Annotated in this window: 18 protein-coding genes; 5 read left to right on the plus strand and 13 right to left on the minus strand. The window is 66.1% G+C overall.

All coding sequences use genetic code 11. From position 1 onward, the window contains the following. Positions 1-9: 9 nt before the first annotated feature. The 4 genes from OEZ60_RS00490 to OEZ60_RS00505 form a co-directional block, all read right to left on the minus strand. Positions 10-792, minus strand: coding sequence for a glycosyltransferase family 25 protein (locus OEZ60_RS00490; protein WP_263332111.1), 783 nt, complete (start codon positions 790-792; stop codon positions 10-12). 75 nt (positions 793-867) lie between these two features. Further along, positions 868-1,443: a retropepsin-like aspartic protease family protein gene (locus OEZ60_RS00495; protein WP_263332113.1), complete on the minus strand. Its 576-nt coding sequence runs from the start codon at positions 1,441-1,443 to the stop codon at positions 868-870. Between the two features lie 3 nt (positions 1,444-1,446). Further along, positions 1,447-2,061, minus strand: coding sequence for a MarC family protein (locus tag OEZ60_RS00500; RefSeq protein ID WP_263332115.1), 615 nt, complete (start codon positions 2,059-2,061; stop codon positions 1,447-1,449). A 41-nt stretch (positions 2,062-2,102) separates the two neighbouring features. Continuing rightward, entirely contained in the window at positions 2,103-3,959 is a 1,857-nt protein-coding gene (locus OEZ60_RS00505; protein ID WP_263332709.1) for an ABC-F family ATP-binding cassette domain-containing protein, read from the minus strand. A gap of 194 nt (positions 3,960-4,153) precedes the next feature. Between OEZ60_RS00505 and ndk the strand changes: the two genes are divergently transcribed. Continuing rightward, a complete protein-coding gene (gene ndk, locus OEZ60_RS00510; RefSeq protein WP_263332117.1) occupies positions 4,154-4,576 on the plus strand; it encodes a nucleoside-diphosphate kinase in 423 nt (140 codons plus the stop codon). A gap of 47 nt (positions 4,577-4,623) precedes the next feature. On the opposite strand, the gene OEZ60_RS00515 is transcribed toward ndk, so the two are convergent. The 5 genes from OEZ60_RS00515 to OEZ60_RS00535 all read right to left on the minus strand — a co-directional run bounded on the left by OEZ60_RS00515 (position 4,624) and on the right by OEZ60_RS00535 (position 8,497). Beyond that, complete coding sequence (locus OEZ60_RS00515; protein WP_263332119.1) at positions 4,624-4,962, minus strand: TfoX/Sxy family protein; 339 nt, start codon at positions 4,960-4,962, stop codon at positions 4,624-4,626. Positions 4,963-5,020: 58 nt separating this feature from the next. Further along, the gene (locus tag OEZ60_RS00520) at positions 5,021-5,200 is read right to left on the minus strand and encodes a hypothetical protein (protein WP_263332121.1); all 180 of its coding nucleotides are present in this window, start codon (positions 5,198-5,200) and stop codon (positions 5,021-5,023) included. A 343-nt stretch (positions 5,201-5,543) separates the two neighbouring features. Next, the gene (locus OEZ60_RS00525; protein WP_263332123.1) at positions 5,544-6,104 is read right to left on the minus strand and encodes a DUF4202 domain-containing protein; all 561 of its coding nucleotides are present in this window, start codon (positions 6,102-6,104) and stop codon (positions 5,544-5,546) included. A 78-nt stretch (positions 6,105-6,182) separates the two neighbouring features. Next, positions 6,183-7,256, minus strand: coding sequence for an FAD-binding oxidoreductase (locus OEZ60_RS00530; protein ID WP_290428493.1), 1,074 nt, complete (start codon positions 7,254-7,256; stop codon positions 6,183-6,185). A gap of 5 nt (positions 7,257-7,261) precedes the next feature. Beyond that, positions 7,262-8,497 carry an aromatic ring-hydroxylating oxygenase subunit alpha gene (locus tag OEZ60_RS00535; protein WP_263332125.1) on the minus strand — a complete coding sequence of 412 codons (1,236 nt, stop codon included), beginning with the start codon at positions 8,495-8,497 and terminating at the stop codon, positions 7,262-7,264. Positions 8,498-8,775: 278 nt separating this feature from the next. Between OEZ60_RS00535 and OEZ60_RS00540 the strand changes: the two genes are divergently transcribed. The 4 genes from OEZ60_RS00540 to OEZ60_RS00555 all read left to right on the plus strand — a co-directional run bounded on the left by OEZ60_RS00540 (position 8,776) and on the right by OEZ60_RS00555 (position 15,072). Continuing rightward, entirely contained in the window at positions 8,776-9,768 is a 993-nt protein-coding gene (locus OEZ60_RS00540) for a carbon-nitrogen hydrolase family protein (protein ID WP_263332127.1), read from the plus strand. 69 nt (positions 9,769-9,837) lie between these two features. Then, positions 9,838-12,576: an aminotransferase class I/II-fold pyridoxal phosphate-dependent enzyme gene (locus tag OEZ60_RS00545; RefSeq protein WP_263332129.1), complete on the plus strand. Its 2,739-nt coding sequence runs from the start codon at positions 9,838-9,840 to the stop codon at positions 12,574-12,576. A 15-nt stretch (positions 12,577-12,591) separates the two neighbouring features. Next, the gene (locus OEZ60_RS00550) at positions 12,592-14,052 is read left to right on the plus strand and encodes a biotin carboxylase (protein WP_263332131.1); all 1,461 of its coding nucleotides are present in this window, start codon (positions 12,592-12,594) and stop codon (positions 14,050-14,052) included. A gap of 30 nt (positions 14,053-14,082) precedes the next feature. Continuing rightward, a complete protein-coding gene (locus tag OEZ60_RS00555) occupies positions 14,083-15,072 on the plus strand; it encodes a C45 family autoproteolytic acyltransferase/hydolase (RefSeq protein WP_263332133.1) in 990 nt (329 codons plus the stop codon). Positions 15,073-15,075: 3 nt separating this feature from the next. Here OEZ60_RS00555 and OEZ60_RS00560 read toward each other — a convergent pair whose 3' ends face one another. From OEZ60_RS00560 to OEZ60_RS00575, 4 genes are all read right to left on the minus strand, one after another. Next, positions 15,076-15,672, minus strand: a complete 597-nt coding sequence (locus OEZ60_RS00560; protein WP_263332135.1) for an imm11 family protein — start codon at positions 15,670-15,672, stop codon at positions 15,076-15,078. Positions 15,673-15,757: 85 nt separating this feature from the next. Further along, on the minus strand, positions 15,758-15,889 hold the full coding sequence (locus tag OEZ60_RS00565; RefSeq protein WP_263332137.1) for a hypothetical protein: 132 nt from the start codon (positions 15,887-15,889) through the stop codon (positions 15,758-15,760). Continuing rightward, positions 15,886-16,059 carry a hypothetical protein gene (locus tag OEZ60_RS00570; protein WP_263332139.1) on the minus strand — a complete coding sequence of 58 codons (174 nt, stop codon included), beginning with the start codon at positions 16,057-16,059 and terminating at the stop codon, positions 15,886-15,888. The genes OEZ60_RS00565 and OEZ60_RS00570 overlap by 4 nt, the downstream gene beginning before the upstream one ends. Positions 16,060-16,104: 45 nt before the next feature. Next, entirely contained in the window at positions 16,105-16,560 is a 456-nt protein-coding gene (locus tag OEZ60_RS00575; protein WP_263332141.1) for an imm11 family protein, read from the minus strand. Positions 16,561-16,575 lie beyond the last annotated feature (15 nt).

Genomic DNA, 16,575 nt, shown 5'->3' on the forward strand with positions numbered 1-16,575 from the left:
AGCCGGCGGTTACGCGATGCGAAACTCGACGATCCGTTTTTGCGACCGACCAAGCCCTCGCAGGCGTTTTCTGAGCAGGATGGCCGAGACGCGAAGGCGGCGGAGCTTGTAGCGGAGCCAGTCGCCGGCCGAGTCCACCTTCGGCCGCGGCGCGTTCGAAATCGTGGTCTCGGCAACCTCGGGCGTGATACCTTCGCCCCGCGGCAGGAATATCGCCTGCATCGCGCAGGCCGGCTCGACCTGGTACATGCGCAGTCCGACGGTCAGATTGATGGCGGCATCCGCCGGCGGCAGGAGACCGGGCAGACTCGCGAGCAGCCGCCGCGCGCCGTCGGGCCAGAGCAGGTACGCCGCGGCCCCGGCGCTGTCGCGGAACACCTCCGCCAGCATGTGACCCGTCGCGCCGATGGCAATGCGCCGGCCGAGGAGCTTGGGGAGGGTGAAGGTCTCGAGCGTCACGCAGTCGAGACCGGATCTGTGCTGCAGCACGTCAAGCACGGCGGCAGTGGCGGGGCCAAGCACCGCGTCGTCCTCGAGGATGAGCCGCGGTTGGGTACCGGCGGCCACCTCGGACCAGGCCTGCCGGTGGCTCAGGGCGCAGGCGATCTCGCTGGCCCTGAGCGGCCGGCACCACGCTCTTTGCCACCGCGCGAGATCGGCGGCCTGAATCCCGGCAGCGTTCACGGCATCGAGGAGCCGGTGCGGAAGCCCGAGCCGGCCAAGCTGCGCCTCCTGCATCGCCCGCCGGGCCGCGGCGGACCGAAGGCTGATGACGAGCGCCTCGACGGTCATGGGCGGCGCCTCCTGTTTGGGGGGCGCTGCAGGATCCGCGGCAGCGGCATTCAAGCCTGGCGCGCCGCGATCCGGTCAGCGCCTCAGGATCATCCTGTCGCGCGAGAATGTTACCTCGTGGCGGCCGAGATAGCTCATTCCGAGTAGTGATGTGTCAAGTTCGCCGCCATTGACGACGGCGGGCACGTTGGCATCGCTCACGCCGCCGAGCGCCAGCGTGTCGAGCCGCACCGGCGCGGTCGCGACGCGGCCGTTCGCGGTCATCGCGGTGCCGAAGTAGTTCAGGCCTTCGGGATCGAGCCCCGCCCGCGCGGCGTCGCGCTGGGTGAGCACGATGTCGGTGGCGCCGGTGTCGACGACGAAGCGGACCGTCACGCCGTTCACCTCCGCCATGAGGTAGAAATGCCCGTCCGCAGACGCCGGAACCTCGATACTGTCGCCGCGGATCACCGCCTCGGCTGGGCGGGCCGAGCGGCGGATGTCGTCCCAGAGCCCGGCGACGGCGATCGCGCCGAGGAAGATCAGCCCCCAGATCGCGGCCTGCTGCGCGACCTTGCCGAGGTGCCGGCGGTTGGCCAACAGGAAATAGCCGGCGATCACGGCGAGCAGGAGCCCGAGGTAGACGAGCCGCGGAAAGTCGCCGCTCTCCACGGGTCAAACCATCCCGGTTTCCCGCACGCCGTCGATGACGAACTGGACCGAAAGCGCGGCGAGGAGCATGCCGAGGAGCCGGGTGATCACCACGGTCCCGGTGCGCCCGAGCAGCCGCTCGAGCGGCGGCGAGGCGAGGAAGAAGAGGAAGGTGACCGTGAGCATCGCGAACATCAGGCCGAGCACCGTCAGCGTGCCCTGCCAGCCGCCGCCCGACTGCCCCATCAGGAGGATCATCGTGGCGATCGCGCCGGGCCCGGCGATCAGCGGCGTCGCGAGCGGGAAGACCGAGGGGTCGTGATGCGGGTCGGGGTGCTGGCCCTCGCGCCGCTGGGTGCGGCGTTCGAACAGCATGTCGAGCGCGGTGAGAAAGAGCAGGATTCCCCCGGCGATGCGGAAGGCCGACATCGAGATGCCGATGAAGCCGAGGATCGACTCGCCGAAGAGGCCGAAGAGCGTCAGGAGGCCGCCCGCGATCAGGCAGGCGCGGAGCCCGAGCCGGCGGCGATGGTCGGCATCCATGCCCTGCGTGAGCGCGATGAACATCGGCACCAGCCCCGGCGGGTCGATGACGACGAAGAGCGTGGCGAAGGCCGTGATCAGGAACGCGGTATCCATGCACAAGCCTTAGGGCCGGGGGCCGGTTTCGGCAAGAGCGCTCAGACCGCCTCCACGGCGTCCAGCCGCTCGGCCGCGGCCATCCACAGCGCCTCGGCGCGGGCAGTTGCCTCCTCGATCTCGGCGAACTTGCGGTTCCAGCCCTCGAGCTCCTGGATGCGGGCGTCCTCGTAAAGCGCGGGATCGGCGAGCTTGGCCGACAGCCGCTCGCGCATCTCGGCGAGCTTTTCGAGCCGCTCCTCGCATTTGCGGACCTCGGCCTTGAGCGCCAGGACCGCGTCGCGCGACACCGCGCGCGCCGGTTTCGGCTTCGCCTTCTCGGCGGGCTTCGCCGCCTCGTCGCCGGCCAGGAGCTCGCGCCGGTAGCTGTCGAGATCGCCGTCATAGGACGCGACCGCGCCGCCCTTCACGAGCCAGAGCCGGTCGGCGACGAGGCCGAGCAGATGCATGTCGTGGGAGACGAGGATCACCGCGCCGGAATATTCGGTCAGCGCCTCGACGAGCGCCTCGCGGCTCTCGATGTCGAGGTGGTTGGTGGGCTCGTCGAGGATCAGGAGATGCGGCGCGTCGAGCGTCGCCAGAAGGAGCGAGAGCCGCGCCTTCTGGCCACCAGAGAGCCGGCCGACCACGGTCTCGGCCTGGTCGGCGCCGAGGCCGAAACCCGCGAGCCGCGCGCGCAGGCGCGGCTGGCCCTCCTCGGGGCGGAGCCGCTGGATGTGCTGCAGGGGCGTCTCGTCGAGATGCAGCTCGTCGACCTGGTGCTGGGCGAAATAGCCGATTCGGAGCTTCGATGAGCGTACGACCTTGCCGTCACACGGTTGAAGCTTGCCCGCCAAAAGCTTGGAAAGCGTGGATTTTCCCTCGCCGTTGCGGCCCAGAAGCGCGATCCGGTCGTCCTGGTCGATGCGCAGGGACAGGCGGCGCAGCACCGGCGGGCCGTCATAACCGACGGAGGTGCCCTCCATGGTGACGATCGGCGGCGAGAGCTGTTCGGGCTCGGGGAAGGTGAAGACCACCTTCTTCGCCTCCTCGGGGGCGAGGATCGGCGTCATCTTCTCCAGCATCTTGACCCGGCTCTGGGCCTGCACCGCCTTCGAGGCCTTGGCCTTGAAGCGGTCGACGAAGCTTTGCAGATGCGCGCGGCGCGCGTCCTGCTTCTTCGCCTCGGCCGCCTGCACCGCGCGCAGGACCGCGCGCTGGCGGGCGAACTGGTCGTAGGGGCCGGACCAGAGCGTGAGCTTGCGGTTCTCCAGGTGCAGGATCGCGCCCACCGCGCGGTTCAGAAGCCCGCGGTCGTGGCTGATGATGATGACGGTATGGGGGTACCTGGCGAGATAGCTCTCGAGCCAGAGGGCACCTTCGAGGTCGAGGTAGTTGGTGGGCTCGTCGAGCAGCAGAAGGTCGGGCTGGGCGAAGAGCACGCCCGCGAGCGCCACCCGCATCCGCCAGCCGCCGGAGAAGTCCGAACAGGGCCGGCGCTGGTCGTCATTGTCGAAGCCGAGCCCCTTGAGGATCGCGCTTGCCCGCGCCTCGGCCGACCAGGCGTCGATATCGGCGAGCCGGTGCTGGATCTCGGCGATGCGGTGCGCGTCGGTCGCGGTCTCGGCCTCGGCCATCAGCTCGGCACGCTCGGTATCGGCCCCGAGCACGGTGTCGAGGAGCGAGGTCGCCGACGAGGGCACCTCCTGCGCCACGCCGCCGATCCTGGCGCGGGTCGGCAGCGCGATCTCGCCGCCCTCGAGCGCGAGCTCGCCGCGGATCAGCCGGAAGAGCGTGGTCTTGCCGGCGCCGTTGGCGCCCACGAGACCGACCTTGTGGCCGGCCGGAATCGTCGCCGAGGCGCCCTCGAACAGGGGGCGGCCTTCGACGGAATAGGTGATGTCGGCGATCCTGAGCATGGGCGCCGCCATAGCAGAGCCGCCCTGCCGCTGGAAGCGCCCTGCCTTCATCTTGCTGCAAATATCCCCGCCGGAGGCATCCGCACCCGACGCCCGCGCCACCTTTTCATTCGTGAAGACCCATGCTAGCAGGCGCGCGGATCATCCGACGCGCGGCACGACGCCCGGCGTCCCCCAATCAGAAGGCACATCACATGGCGATCGAACGCACGCTGTCCATCATCAAACCCGACGCGACCAACCGCAACCTGACCGGCAAGATCAACGCAAAGTTCGAGGACGCGGGCCTCCGCATCGTCGCGCAGAAGCGCATCAAGCTCTCGATGGAGCAGGCCGGCAAGTTCTACGAAGTCCACAAGGAACGCCCCTTCTACGGCGAACTGTGCGAGTTCATGGCTTCTGCCCCGGTCGTGGTGCAGGTGCTCGAGGGCGAGAACGCGATCGCGAAGAACCGCGAAGTGATGGGCGCCACCAACCCCGCCAATGCCGACGCCGGTACGATCCGCAAGGAATTCGCGCTCTCCGTGGGCGAGAACTCGGTCCACGGCTCGGATGCGGCCGAAACCGCGGCGCAGGAAATCGCCTTCTTCTTCTCGGGTCTCGAACTCGTCGGCTGACGAAAATTCTTTAAGAATTTTCGGACGATTTTTCCTTAAAAATCGTCTCAGCGCGGGCGGAGAAGCCCGATCTCATCGAGGACCGCTTCCAGCCGGGAGCGGTCCTTTCCCTTGGAGGGCATCGCCTCGGCCTTGAGCGCGTCGAAGCGGGCACGGAGCGCCTGTTTCTCGGCCCCCGCGCAATCGTTCCAGGGCCTTCCCTGAAGGCCCATGACCAGAACGTAATATCCGATGAAATGGGGGCGCGTTCCCGATTGCAGCAGCCTCAGATAGGCGGCGTCGGCGCCCATCGCCTCGATCTCCTCGGCCGAGCCGATGCCGGCGCGGGCGAAGGCGGCCTCGGAGGCGGGGCCCAGATTGGGGATCGCGGATACGGAGCGGGGCATCGGGACTCCTCGGTCGGAGCCCCGAGACTAGCGGCGCGGGCGCGCCGCCCGCAAGGGCTCAGATCGAGGCCCAGTCGGTGAAGATCGTCGCGCCCATCTGGCCGGAGACGCGCTCGCCTTCCGACTGCTGCTGCCGCGAGACCGGCTGTTCCGCGCTCTGCTGGCGGGGCCGGGGGGTGCCGACGGAAGTCTGTTCGGACCGTTCCTGGCCCGCGTCCATCTGCCTTGGGTATTCCATCTCTTCGTTCCTTGCAGCGCGGCCCACGGGCCGCATTCGGTAGCCTGTCCTCATGCCATGCCAACACGTGACGGTGGCTTTGGCGCGGCGCAGATATGGTCGTGATCCGGCACCGTCAAGTCGATTCTGCGCCTCTTCGGCTTCCACGCCTAGCCGCAGCGCGGAAAGCCGCCGGAATGCGGGTCAATTCGGCAACAGTCGCTGTGCGCGATAGGTCACGATTGCCGATACGGAAACGGCTTCAGGCGGGTATCGGGGGGAGGCCGCAACCGTCGATTGCGGGGTGAGTCTCGTCCGGGATCGGGCGGATCGGCGGCCCGGACTCGTCAGGGAAGTCAGGCGGTTACGCTCGGAAGGCGGCGGCGAAGGGCTCCGGCAGGTCGAACTCCGCGAGCGCCCGGGCGCGGGCCTCTGCGGACATCTTGCGCGCGGTCTTGGCGACGATGCGTTCAAGCTCGCCCGCATCGCGGCCCTCGGCGAAGGGGGAGAAGTACCAGCGCAGGAAGGTGAAGCAGATCACGTCCTCGAGCGCCTGCACATCGGCATCGCGCTTGATGCCCTCCTTGCGCAGCATCGTGCCGACATGGGCGATCGTGGCGTCGTCATAGCCCGCTTCGGCCATGATCTCGCCGACGCGGCGGGCATGGAAGGCAGCGAGGTCGCGGCGCCAGGTGAGATAGCCCTCGCGGCCCTCGGGATAGTCGGAACGCGGCGAGGTCCAGCGTTCGATGTGCTGGCCGCGTGCGGCGATGCGGAGCGCATCCGAGGCCTCGGGAAAGAGTCGCTCCAGTTCCGCCGTCATGCGCTCGCCGTAGAGCCGCGCGGCCGGCGCGCCCTCGTGACGGTCGGGGTCCGCACTATTGGCGGCGTCGATGGCGGCGAGGGTGGTGGCGAGGCGGGTCATGGCGGTCCTTCATGCGGGGGGCAGGACGCACCGTCGCAAAGCCGCCGGGCGCGGTCAAGCCGCGCCCGGGGCCGGGGGTCAGATCTCGACCTCGACGCGGCCGATCGCGTGCGAGCAGCAGGCCAGCACATAGCCCGCCTCGACGTCCTCCTCGCTGATGCCGCCGTTGTGGACCATGTGGACCTGGCCCGAGCGGGTCTTGACCTTGCAGGTGCCGCAGACGCCGATATTGCAGCCCGAGGGGATGTTGAGCCCCGAGGATTTCGCGACCGCGAGGATCGTGTCGGTTTCGGCGCAGGTGGAGACGACCTCGGAATTGACGAAGGCGATCTCGGCCTTCGCGGTTTCCTGCGGCACCACGTCGTCGGGGATCTCGATGTCCTCGACCCGGAGCACCGGGGCCTGGAACGTCTCCTGGTGGTAGCGCGACATGTCGTAGCCGAGCGCGTGGAGCATGTCGCGCACCGACTGCATGAAGCCCTCGGGGCCGCAGCAATAGACGTCGCGCTCGAGGTAATCGGGCGCCATAAGGCCGAGCATGAGCTGGTTGAAGTAGCCGCGATAGCCGGTCCAGACCTCGTAGGGTTCCTCGTGCTCCACGACGAAGTTGAGCCTGAGGCCCTGCACCCGGCTCGCCATGTATTCCAGCCGCTTGCGGAACACGATGTCCGACGGGCGCTTGGCGCAGGTGACGAAGCTGATGTCGGGATCCTCGCCGCGTTCGAAGAGGAACGAGGCCATCGACATCATCGGCGTCACGCCGGTACCGGCCGAGATGAAGAGGTACTTGCCGTCCGGCTGGCGCGGCAGGTGGAAGACGCCGCCCGGCCCCTTGACGTTGATCCGCATGCCCGGCTGAAGGTGTTCGAACATCCAGCGCACGCCGACGCTGTCGGGCTGCATTTTGGCGGTGATCGTCACATAGGCGTTCGAGGTCGGGCTCGAAGAGATGGTGAAGGTCCGCCACACCGTGCCGCCCGGCGCCGGCAGTTCCAGCGTAAGGAACTGGCCGGCCCGGAACAGGAACGTGCCCCCCGAGGGCGGCCGGAACGAGAATGTCTTCACGTTCGGCGCCTCGGGAATGACCATCACGCATTCCAGGGGTTCGCTGTCATTCCAGAGCGGCGTGTTTTCGCGCGGCATCGGGATCATGGGCGTTACTCCGCAGCGATGACTTTGCGGCCGACCATCCGGTTCTGCAGCGTCGCGACATACCAGTCGATGAACTGGATCACGCCGCTTTCCTGCAGGTCCGAATAGGGGCCGGGTTCGTAGGCGGGCGAGTTGATGCCGAGCTGGTTCTGCTCGACGACGTGGCGGTCCTCGTCGTTGGTCGCTTCCCAGACCTCGGTCAGGCGCTGGATGTCGTAATCCTCGCCCTCGACCGCGTCCTTGTGGACGAGCCAGGTGGTGGTCACCTGCGTCTCGGTCGGGCTGACCGGGAGGACGCGGAAGTTCAGGACGTGATCCGACAGGAAGTGGTTCCAGGTGTTGGGGTAGTGGAAGAAGAGAAGCGAGCCCGCGTTGGCGAAGGGCATCTCGGGCAGCATCTTCTTCACCGCCGCCTTGCCGTCCATCGTGTAGCTGACCGCGTCGCCTACGAAGGGGATGCGGACGAGGCGCCACTGTTCGTTGGGGTCGATGATGTATTTCGAGGGCAGGCCCGCGGCCTCGCAGCGCGCGACATGGGCCGCGCCGGCGGGCGAGGAGACGCTGTCGTCGGCGCCGACGAGGTTCGGGTCGTCGTTGAAGGTGCGGCAGAGCGACGGATGCGAGCCCGAGCAATGGTAGCACTCGCGGTTGTTCTCCAGCACGAGCTTCCAGTTGCCCTTCTCGATGATCGTCGACTGGTGCGCCACTTTCAGGTCCGCGAGCGTGTGCTTGGCGGTGTAGCGGTCGGCTTCGGCCTTCACGGGCGCGAAGTCGGGCGCGGTCTCGGCGAGGCAGATGAAGATCATGCCGGCGGCCATGTCGCAATGGACCGGCTTCAGCCCGTGCTTGGACGCGTCGAAGTCCTTGCCCATGTCGCGCGCCCAGAGGAGGCGGCCGTCAAGCTCGTAGGTCCACTGGTGGTAGGGGCAGACGAGCTTCGGGTTCGAGCCCTTGGCGGTCTGGCAGATCCGGCTGCCACGGTGGCGGCAGGAATTGTGGAAGGCGCGGACGACATTGTCGTTGCCGCGCACCACGATCACCGAATAGTCGCCGATCTGGACGGTGACGAAGTTGCCTGGCTTGGCAATCTCGGGCGCGGAGGCGACGTAGACCCAGTCGCGGGTCCAGATCAGCCGCATGTCGGCGTCGTAGACCTCGGGGGCGGTGTAGAAGTCACGGCCAAGCGAGGTCTTCGAGCGGCGCGAGAGTAGCTGCGAGAGGATGTCGGAATCGCGAAGCATGGGCGGGGTCCTTGAGGCGGCCGGCGGCCGTGGGTGGAATGCCGGGCGCTTATGAGCCGAAAACGACAGAGGTGGAGCGTCGAAAGCGACATTTTGCCACCGATAATTGACGCTGTGGAAACGGCCGCCGCCGCGCGGTCCCGCCCGGCCGGTGCGGCGGCCGCGCCACACTTTTGCGCGATCTGGTTTCCGTGCCGTCGATTTGCCGCTATGGAGAGCGACGAACGGACTAAGGCCTGTCCTGCCTCGCGGGGCGGACGGCCGACGGAGATACGGATATGACCCCTTTCGCCATTGCCGGCGTGCAGATGCATGTCAGCGCGCTCAACTCCAACGTTGAAGGCATGATCCATCGCCTCGATATCCTGATGGCGCGCTTCCCCTGGACCCAGATGGTGCTCTTCTCGGAGCTGGCGCCCTACGGCCCGCTGCCGCGCTTCGCGCAGCCCTTCGAGAACGAGGCGCTCGACCAGTTCCGCGCCGCGGCACGGCGCTACAAGGTCTGGCTGATCCCCGGCTCGATGTTCGAGAAGGCCGAAGACGGGCGGATCTACAACACTTCCGCTGTCATCGACCCGACGGGCCATGTGGTCAGCCGCTACCGCAAGATGTTCCCGTTCAGACCTTATGAATCGGAAGTCGAGGCCGGAACCGAGTTCTGCGTCTTCGACGTGCCCGAGGTCGGCCGCTTCGGGCTCTCGATCTGCTACGACATCTGGTTCCCGGAGACGACGCGCCAGCTCACCTCGGCCGGGGTCGAGGTGCTGTTGCACCCGGTGCTGACCGGCACCACCGACCGCGACGCGGAACTGGCGATCGCGCGGGCGACGGCGGCGCAGTTCCAGTGCTACGTCATCGACGTGAACGGCTTGAGCGCCGGCGGCGTCGGGCGTTCGCTCGTCGTCGATCCGGCGGCGACGGTGCTGCACCAGTCGGGCGGACAGGAGGACATGTTCCCGATCGAGGTCGATCTCGATCAGGTCCGGCGTCAGCGCGAGACCGGGATCAAGGGCCTGGGCCAGGTGCTGAAGAGCTTCCGCGACCGCTCGGCGGAGTTCAGCGTCTACGACCGGACGAGCGGAGCGGATGCCTATCTCAAGACCCTCGGGCCTCTGGAGATGCCGCGTCAGGGCTCGCGGCTCGGGCTGGAAATACCGGTTGTGAGCGCTCACACAATGTCGCATGCTGTTCACAATCTGGCCTTCCATTCGGCGAGATCGGATGCGGAGGACCTTCCGCCACCACTGGCGGACAAATCAGCGAGCGGCTGAGCGCTCGGGTCTGCCGAGCGCGCGCTGACCCGCAAATCCTCGGTCGCCGTATAAAACGGGGACGAGGCCATGCAATCGGTCAACGACTACTATTCGGCGATCCAGCTCCGCTCGGACCGGTGGAGCGCGTTGCGCGCGGCCACCGCCGCGCTGGCGCGCGACCCCTCGGGCCGCAAGGCGGACGCCCTGCGCAAGGAGATCGAACGGCTCTTCGACGCGCTGGCGCTGGTCGAGACCTACTGGGCCTTTCCGGGCGTACAGGCCTTCGACCATCTCCGGCGGCAGTTCGAGCACGGCAATCTCGACGATCTTGCCTTCGGCACCCACCGAGCGGCGCGGGCGCTGGCCACCGGCGCCTATCGCCGCCGCCACATCCCACTCGACCGCGACAGTGCCGATGCCGAGGATCACGAGGACGAGGCGATGCTCTCGCCCGAGGCGCGGGCTCTGGCGCGGCACTATTTCGAGGTGATGATCGTCGACGACCTGAACGAGCATCAGGAACGCTGGCTTAGGAACAACGTCCAGCGGATGCGGCGGCCGGAGGACCCGTTCGTCTACGAGACCGTGGTCGTGCCGAGCCTGGAGGACGCGCTGATCGGCATCCTCTTCAACCACAACGTCCAGGCGGTCGTGGTGCGGCCGGGGCTGACCCTGAAGTCGAAGACCGATCTGCCGATCCTGAAACGCTACCTGAACCGCGCCGGCGGCGCGGAGGGGATCGAGTCGCTGAAGGCAGAGGATTACGGGCCCGAGCTCTGTCGGCTCATCGCGAAAGTGCGGCCCGAGCTCGACGCGTATCTCGTCACAGAGCGCTCGGTCGAGGAGATCGCCGGGCTCGATCTCGGTATCTGCCGGCGGGTGTTCTACAATCAGGAGGACTTCCTCGAACTGCATCTCAACATCCTCCGGGGCGTGCAGTCGCGCTACAAGACGCCGTTCTTCACCGCGCTGGTGGAGTATTCCAAGCAGCCGACGGGCGTCTTCCACGCCATGCCGATCAGCCGCGGCAAGTCGATCTCGCGCTCGCACTGGATCCAGGACATGGGGGCGTTCTACGGGCCGAACATCTTCCTCGCCGAGACATCGGCGACGAGCGGGGGGCTCGACAGCCTTCTTGAGCCGCACGGGCCGATCAAGAAGGCGCAGGAACTCGCGGCGCGGGCATTCGGCGCGAAGCAGACCTTCTTTGCCACGAACGGCACCTCGACCTGCAACAAGATCGTGGTGCAGGCGCTGATGCGGCCGGGCGACATCGTGCTGATCGACCGCGACTGCCACAAGTCGCACCATTACGGCATGGTGCTCGCGGGCGCGCAGGTCGTCTACCTCGACAGCTATCCCTTGAACGACTACTCGATGTACGGCGCGGTGCCGCTGAAGGAGGTCAAGCACCAGCTCCTGAAGCTGAAGGCCGCGGGCAAGCTCGACCAGGTTCGGATGCTCCTGCTCACGAACTGCACCTTCGACGGCATCGTCTACAATGTCGAGCGGGTGATGGAGGAATGCCTCGCCATCAAGCCCGACCTGATCTTCCTCTGGGACGAGGCGTGGTTCGCCTTCGCCCGTTTCGGCCCGACCTACCGCCAGCGCACCGCGATGAACGCCGCGAACAACCTGCGCGAGAAGCTCAGGAGCCCCGAACAGGCCAAGGCCTGGGAAAAGCAACAGGAGAAGCTGAAGGACGCCGACGAGGCGACGCTCCTCAAGACCCGGCTCGTGGCGCCGCCGGAGGCGCGGGTGCGTGTCTATGCGACCCAGTCGACCCACAAGACGCTGACCTCGCTCCGGCAGGGCTCAATGATCCATGTCAACGACCAGGACTTCAAGGGCGAGGTCGAGCAGAGCTTCCGCGAAGCCTACATGACCCATACCTCCACGAGCCCGAACTACCAGATCATTGCCTCGCTCGATGTCGGGCGGCGGCAGGTCGAGCTTGAAGGGTTCGAGTTCGTCCAGCGCCAGGTCGAGGCGGCGATGTCGATGCGCAAGGCGATCGCGACCCATCCACTGTTGCAGAAGTACTTCAAGGTGCTGGCTGCGGGCGACATGATCCCGGCCGAGTATCGCGAGAGCGGCGTCGAGAGCTACTACGATCCCCATCAGGGATGGACCGATATCTGGGAATGCTGGGAGCGCGACGAGTTCGTTCTCGACGCGACGCGGGTGACGCTCGCGGTCGGCGGGACCGGCTGGGACGGCGACACGTTCAAGACCAAGATCCTGATGGACAAGTACGGGATCCAGATCAACAAGACCTCGCGCAACACGGTCCTCTTCATGACCAATATCGGCACGACGCGGTCCTCGGTCGCCTATCTCATCGAGGTGCTGGTCGAGATCGCCAACGAGCTTGACGAGCGGCTCGACGATGCCTCGAAGATGGAGCGGCTGGCCTTCGAGCACCGGGTCAAGGCGCTGATGGTTGACCTGCCGCCCCTGCCGGACTTCTCGCGTTTCCACGACGCCTTCCGCAGCGACCAGAGCACCACCGAGGGCGACATCCGCACCGCCTTCTTCCTCAGTTACGACGAGAACAACTGCGACTACCTCGCGCTCGACGGCTCGATCCGGCAGGCGATGAAATCGGGGCGCGAGGTGGTTTCGGCCTCGTTTATCATCCCCTATCCGCCGGGCTTTCCGATCCTGGTGCCGGGGCAGGTGGTCAGCGAGGAGATCCTCGCCTTCATGCGTGCGCTCGACGTCAACGAGATCCACGGCTACCGGCCCGACCTCGGGCTTCGCGTCTTCACCGAAGAGGCGCTCGACAATCTGGTGAAAAACAAGCTGCCGAAAGCGGCGGAATAAACAGGGGAGAGACAGATGGCGACCAGAGAACTGCAGAACATTTCCGAGATCCGCCGGCATTTTCACCGCAACGAGGATCCGGTCTATTTCATCTCGGCAACCAATTTCAACCTGCTGGGCATCGACGAATGGTGCAAGAATTTCAAATACATATGTTATATCGACTGCTATGATGGCCGCCACCCGAACGTCTTCTGCCCCTCCGAGCAGCCGCATGCCGAGTTCCAGTCGATCGAGGAGATCAACAACTACCTTCTGCAGCACAAGGAGGTGATCGACCTCATCAAGCGGCGCGGCGGCAAGCCGAAGTTCGTCTTCCTGATGTTCGACGAGGAGACCGAGCGGTTATCGAAGGAGCTTGGCGCCGAGGTCTGGTTCCCGAAGGCGAAGCTGCGCACGAAGTGCGACAACAAGATCGAGACGGTGAGGATCGGCAACAAGGCCGGGGTGCCCTCGGTGCCGAACACGCTTTCCGAGGTGAAAAGCTACGAGCATCTGAAGAAGATCTGCGACAAGGCCGGGCTCGGCCATGACCTTGTGCTGCAATCGGCCTTCGGCGATAGCGGCCACACCACCTTCTTCATCAAGTCCGAGGCCGATTTCCGCCGCCACGAGCACGAGATCGTCGGCGAGGGCGAGATCAAGATCATGAAGCGGATCGACTGCCGCGGCTCGGCGATCGAGGCCTGTGCGACGAAGGAGGGCACGATCGTCGGACCCCTGATGACCGAGCTTGTCGGCTTCAAGGAGCTGACCCCCTATCGCGGCGGCTGGTGCGGCAACGAGATCTTCTCCACCGCCTTCCCGCCGAAGACCCGGCAGCGGGCGCGGGAGCTGACCTTCCAGTTCGGCGAGCAGCTTCGGAAGGAGGGCTATCGCGGCTATTTCGAGCTCGATTTCCTCATCGACAAGAAGACCGGCGAGATCTGGCTCGGCGAACTCAACCCGCGCATCACCGGCGCCTCGTCGATGACCAACCACGCGGCCTTCGCCCATGCCGACGCGCCCTTGTTCCTGTTCCACCTGCTGGAGTTCTCGAAGAAGAAGTTCCACCTCGACGTCGAGGCGCTGAATGCTCGTTGGGCCGATGCCGAGATGATCGACTCGTGGAGCCAGATGGTGATCAAGCATACCGACGACAGCGTCGACATCGTCACTCATGCGCCGCAGACCGGGATCTACCGGATGCTGGAGGACGGCCGCGTCGTCTATGACCGCTTCGACTATCACCGCCGCGCGGTCGAGAGCGAGAACGAGGCTTTCTTCCTCAGGATCCTGCGCCCCGGCGATTTCCGCTACGAGGGCGCGGACCTTGGCATCCTCGTCACGCGCGGCCGCTCGATGACCAATGGGTTCAAGCTCAACGAACGGGCGAAGAAGTGGATCCACGGCATCAAGCAGGGCTTCGCCGCCAAGCCGTTCGAGGCGGTGCAGGCAGGGCCGGCCTTCGCCGACCCGGCCTTCAAGATCATGTAGCGCCGGCCCGGATGGGCCGGTCCTCCCGGTATGGACTTTCTCTGGCGCGCCATCGACGAGACCGAGCCCGGCCCGAAATGGGCCGCGCTCTTTCACGAGTATTGGCCCGACTACCACCGCTGGTGGCTGCGGGAGGGCGAGGAGCCGCGCCCGCCCTACTGGGAGAGCAAGAGGGCGCTGAAGGACCACATGCCCGAGCTGGTGCCGCTCTACGAGCGGCTCTGCGAGCTTGCCGGCGGCGGCGACCAAGCGGCGCGATTCCTGTCGTTCTGGAGGCCGCCGCCCTACCTTTCGGGCTGTTCGCAGGCGATCTGGCCGGGACGTGAACCGGTCCTGGTCCGGAATTACGACTACAGCCCGCGTGCCTTCGACCGGCTCATGCTTCGGACCGGTTGGCTTGGCCGTACGGTGCTCGGCACCAGCGACGGGCTCTGGGGGCTCGTCGACGGCATGAACGATGCCGGGCTCGCGGTCTCGCTCACCTTCGGCGGACGGCGGATCGTCGGCGAAGGCTTCGGCGTGCCGCTGATCCTGCGCTATGTGCTGCAGACCTGCGAAACCGCCGAGGAGGCGGGTAGGGTGCTCGCCCGCGTGCCGACGCACATGAGCTACAACGTCACCGTGCTCGACGCCAAGCGCCGCTTCCTCACCGCGCTGATGGCGCCCGACCGGCCGGCGCAGCTCACCCATGCGGCGGTGGCCACCAACCACCAGAAGACGGTGGAATGGATGAGCCACGCGCGGATGACCGCGACCGTGCAGCGCGAGCGGTTCCTCCTGCAGCGGCTCACGCTCCATGTCGAGCCGCAGGAGAAGTTCATCTCGGCATTCCTGCGCCCGCCGCTCTACTCGACCGCCTATTCGCTCGGCTTCGGCACGCTCTACACGGCGGTCTACCGGCCGCGGCTCGGCCAGATGGAGCTGCGCTGGCCGCAGGCGTCATGGGCCTTCGACATAAACGATTTCGTCGAGGACGCGCGCGCGATCTACACGCCGGATCACGGCTACCGGGTGATCTAGGCATCAGACGGTTTTCGTCTGGTAATGGGGCAGGATCTTCATCCCCGCCGCGTCGATCGCGGCCATGAGCGCGTCCGAGATGAAGATGTTGGGATCGGTCAGCTTGCGCTCGCGCCAGACATGCGCATCGCCGATCGCGGCTTTCGACATGACCAGAGAGGTGTATTTGGCTTTGCTCCAGACGCCGCGAATGGAGTAGTAGTCTTCGCCTTCAAATGCCTTCGTGCTCGTTTCCTCCGGCCGGAACGCCTCCAGGAACCGGTCGATGACCATGCCGTGATAGCGGCCGGGGACGTCCTGCCCCTTGCGCGTCGTGATCCGCAGGGGCCAGAACCGGTGCGCGCCGGGATCCAGTTCCTCGATCAGCGCCTTCAGGCCCTCCTCGACCGCCATCACCCCGTAATCCAGAAGCAGCCAGTCGCCGAGACCGCCGTAGGTTCTTTCCAGCCTCAACTCGGTCGGGAATTCGTGCGGCGCCAGCGGTTCGATCACCCGGTGGTCGAATGTGGTGCCGATTTCATGACGGAACTTTCGCGATACGGTCGAAATGTACGCACCAGCGTGCTGGGGGAAGATGCGCGCGCGCTCCTCCTCGGTCATTTCCTCGCGGTGTACTTGGTCAGGCTCTCCTCGAAGCCCCAGAAGGACGCGGTCGGGCAGCACAGGCCATCCCTGAGCGGATCGATCACACACCAGGCCATTTCAACTCTCCTTTGATGCTGCGGTCCTCGTTCTCGACCTTCTTCATGCCGCCATCGAGAACGTCGAAACAGAGGTTCGTGTGCCCGAGCGCTTGGTCTCCCAAATAGCAGGTCATTGTGTGGCAACTCCTCCGCTGGTCGCCCCCATCTTCTGGGGAACCGACCGCCCGCCGAGCGTGACTTCGCCCAGCACATGCGCGCCCTGAAATCCCTTCTGGCCCACGAAACCGGGCAGAGCCCCCATGTCGGGGCGCACGATCCGGTTGTCACCGCTGTCAAATGCCATCTGATCCAATACCCTTTGTGAAATCGTTACTGCGGCATGTGCGCGCTACTGCTGCGGCTTCGGTTCGCTGAAATGCAGCCCACTTAACACGGCCGCCTGCAGTCTCTCGGCGAAGGTGTCGGAGATGTACGTGCCCTGCCCAAACTTGTCGTGCCAGGCGTGATGGTTCCCGATCGCATCAACGGAGAAAACGACGGAGAACGGCTCACCTTTCACTGGTTCGAAGAACCCTCGCTCGTTGCGCGGGTAGGTCAGCGTGGGGTGATAGGTATCCAGCCGGTTGCAGATGTTCAGCCAGTAGCGGTCGCCGACCTTCTCGTCCTTGATGAAGATCTCCATCGGAAAGAACTGATGCACGCCGGGCTCCAGCTCCTCGAGGATGTCCTTGAAGGTCTGGTTGACGAGCAGGCAGCTCGTATAGCTGTCCACATCGAGCAGCGGGGAGATATCGAGGCCGCGGCCGATCCGCTGCAGTTTGGTCGGCCTGTGGTCGGGCTTCATCGGGCGGCCGCTTTT

It is taken from the genome of Albidovulum salinarum (genome assembly GCF_025673475.1).
GTDB lineage: Bacteria > Pseudomonadota > Alphaproteobacteria > Rhodobacterales > Rhodobacteraceae > Albidovulum > Albidovulum salinarum.

Coding starts and splice junctions, on each gene's coding strand:
- ndk (WP_263332117.1), top strand. CDS start 4,154: ATGGCGATCGAACGCACGCTGTCCATCATCAAACCCGACGCGACCAAC.
- OEZ60_RS00545 (WP_263332129.1), top strand. CDS start 9,838: ATGCAATCGGTCAACGACTACTATTCGGCGATCCAGCTCCGCTCGGAC.
- OEZ60_RS00555 (WP_263332133.1), top strand. CDS start 14,083: ATGGACTTTCTCTGGCGCGCCATCGACGAGACCGAGCCCGGCCCGAAA.
- OEZ60_RS00570 (WP_263332139.1), bottom strand. CDS start 16,059: ATGGCATTTGACAGCGGTGACAACCGGATCGTGCGCCCCGACATGGGG.
- OEZ60_RS00500 (WP_263332115.1), bottom strand. CDS start 2,061: ATGGATACCGCGTTCCTGATCACGGCCTTCGCCACGCTCTTCGTCGTC.
- OEZ60_RS00540 (WP_263332127.1), top strand. CDS start 8,776: ATGACCCCTTTCGCCATTGCCGGCGTGCAGATGCATGTCAGCGCGCTC.
- OEZ60_RS00535 (WP_263332125.1), bottom strand. CDS start 8,497: ATGCTTCGCGATTCCGACATCCTCTCGCAGCTACTCTCGCGCCGCTCG.
- OEZ60_RS00515 (WP_263332119.1), bottom strand. CDS start 4,962: ATGCCCCGCTCCGTATCCGCGATCCCCAATCTGGGCCCCGCCTCCGAG.
- OEZ60_RS00575 (WP_263332141.1), bottom strand. CDS start 16,560: ATGAAGCCCGACCACAGGCCGACCAAACTGCAGCGGATCGGCCGCGGC.
- OEZ60_RS00530 (WP_290428493.1), bottom strand. CDS start 7,256: ATGATCCCGATGCCGCGCGAAAACACGCCGCTCTGGAATGACAGCGAA.
- OEZ60_RS00505 (WP_263332709.1), bottom strand. CDS start 3,959: ATGCTCAGGATCGCCGACATCACCTATTCCGTCGAAGGCCGCCCCCTG.
- OEZ60_RS00520 (WP_263332121.1), bottom strand. CDS start 5,200: ATGGAATACCCAAGGCAGATGGACGCGGGCCAGGAACGGTCCGAACAG.
- OEZ60_RS00550 (WP_263332131.1), top strand. CDS start 12,592: ATGGCGACCAGAGAACTGCAGAACATTTCCGAGATCCGCCGGCATTTT.
- OEZ60_RS00560 (WP_263332135.1), bottom strand. CDS start 15,672: ATGACCGAGGAGGAGCGCGCGCGCATCTTCCCCCAGCACGCTGGTGCG.
- OEZ60_RS00565 (WP_263332137.1), bottom strand. CDS start 15,889: ATGACCTGCTATTTGGGAGACCAAGCGCTCGGGCACACGAACCTCTGT.
- OEZ60_RS00525 (WP_263332123.1), bottom strand. CDS start 6,104: ATGACCCGCCTCGCCACCACCCTCGCCGCCATCGACGCCGCCAATAGT.
- OEZ60_RS00490 (WP_263332111.1), bottom strand. CDS start 792: ATGACCGTCGAGGCGCTCGTCATCAGCCTTCGGTCCGCCGCGGCCCGG.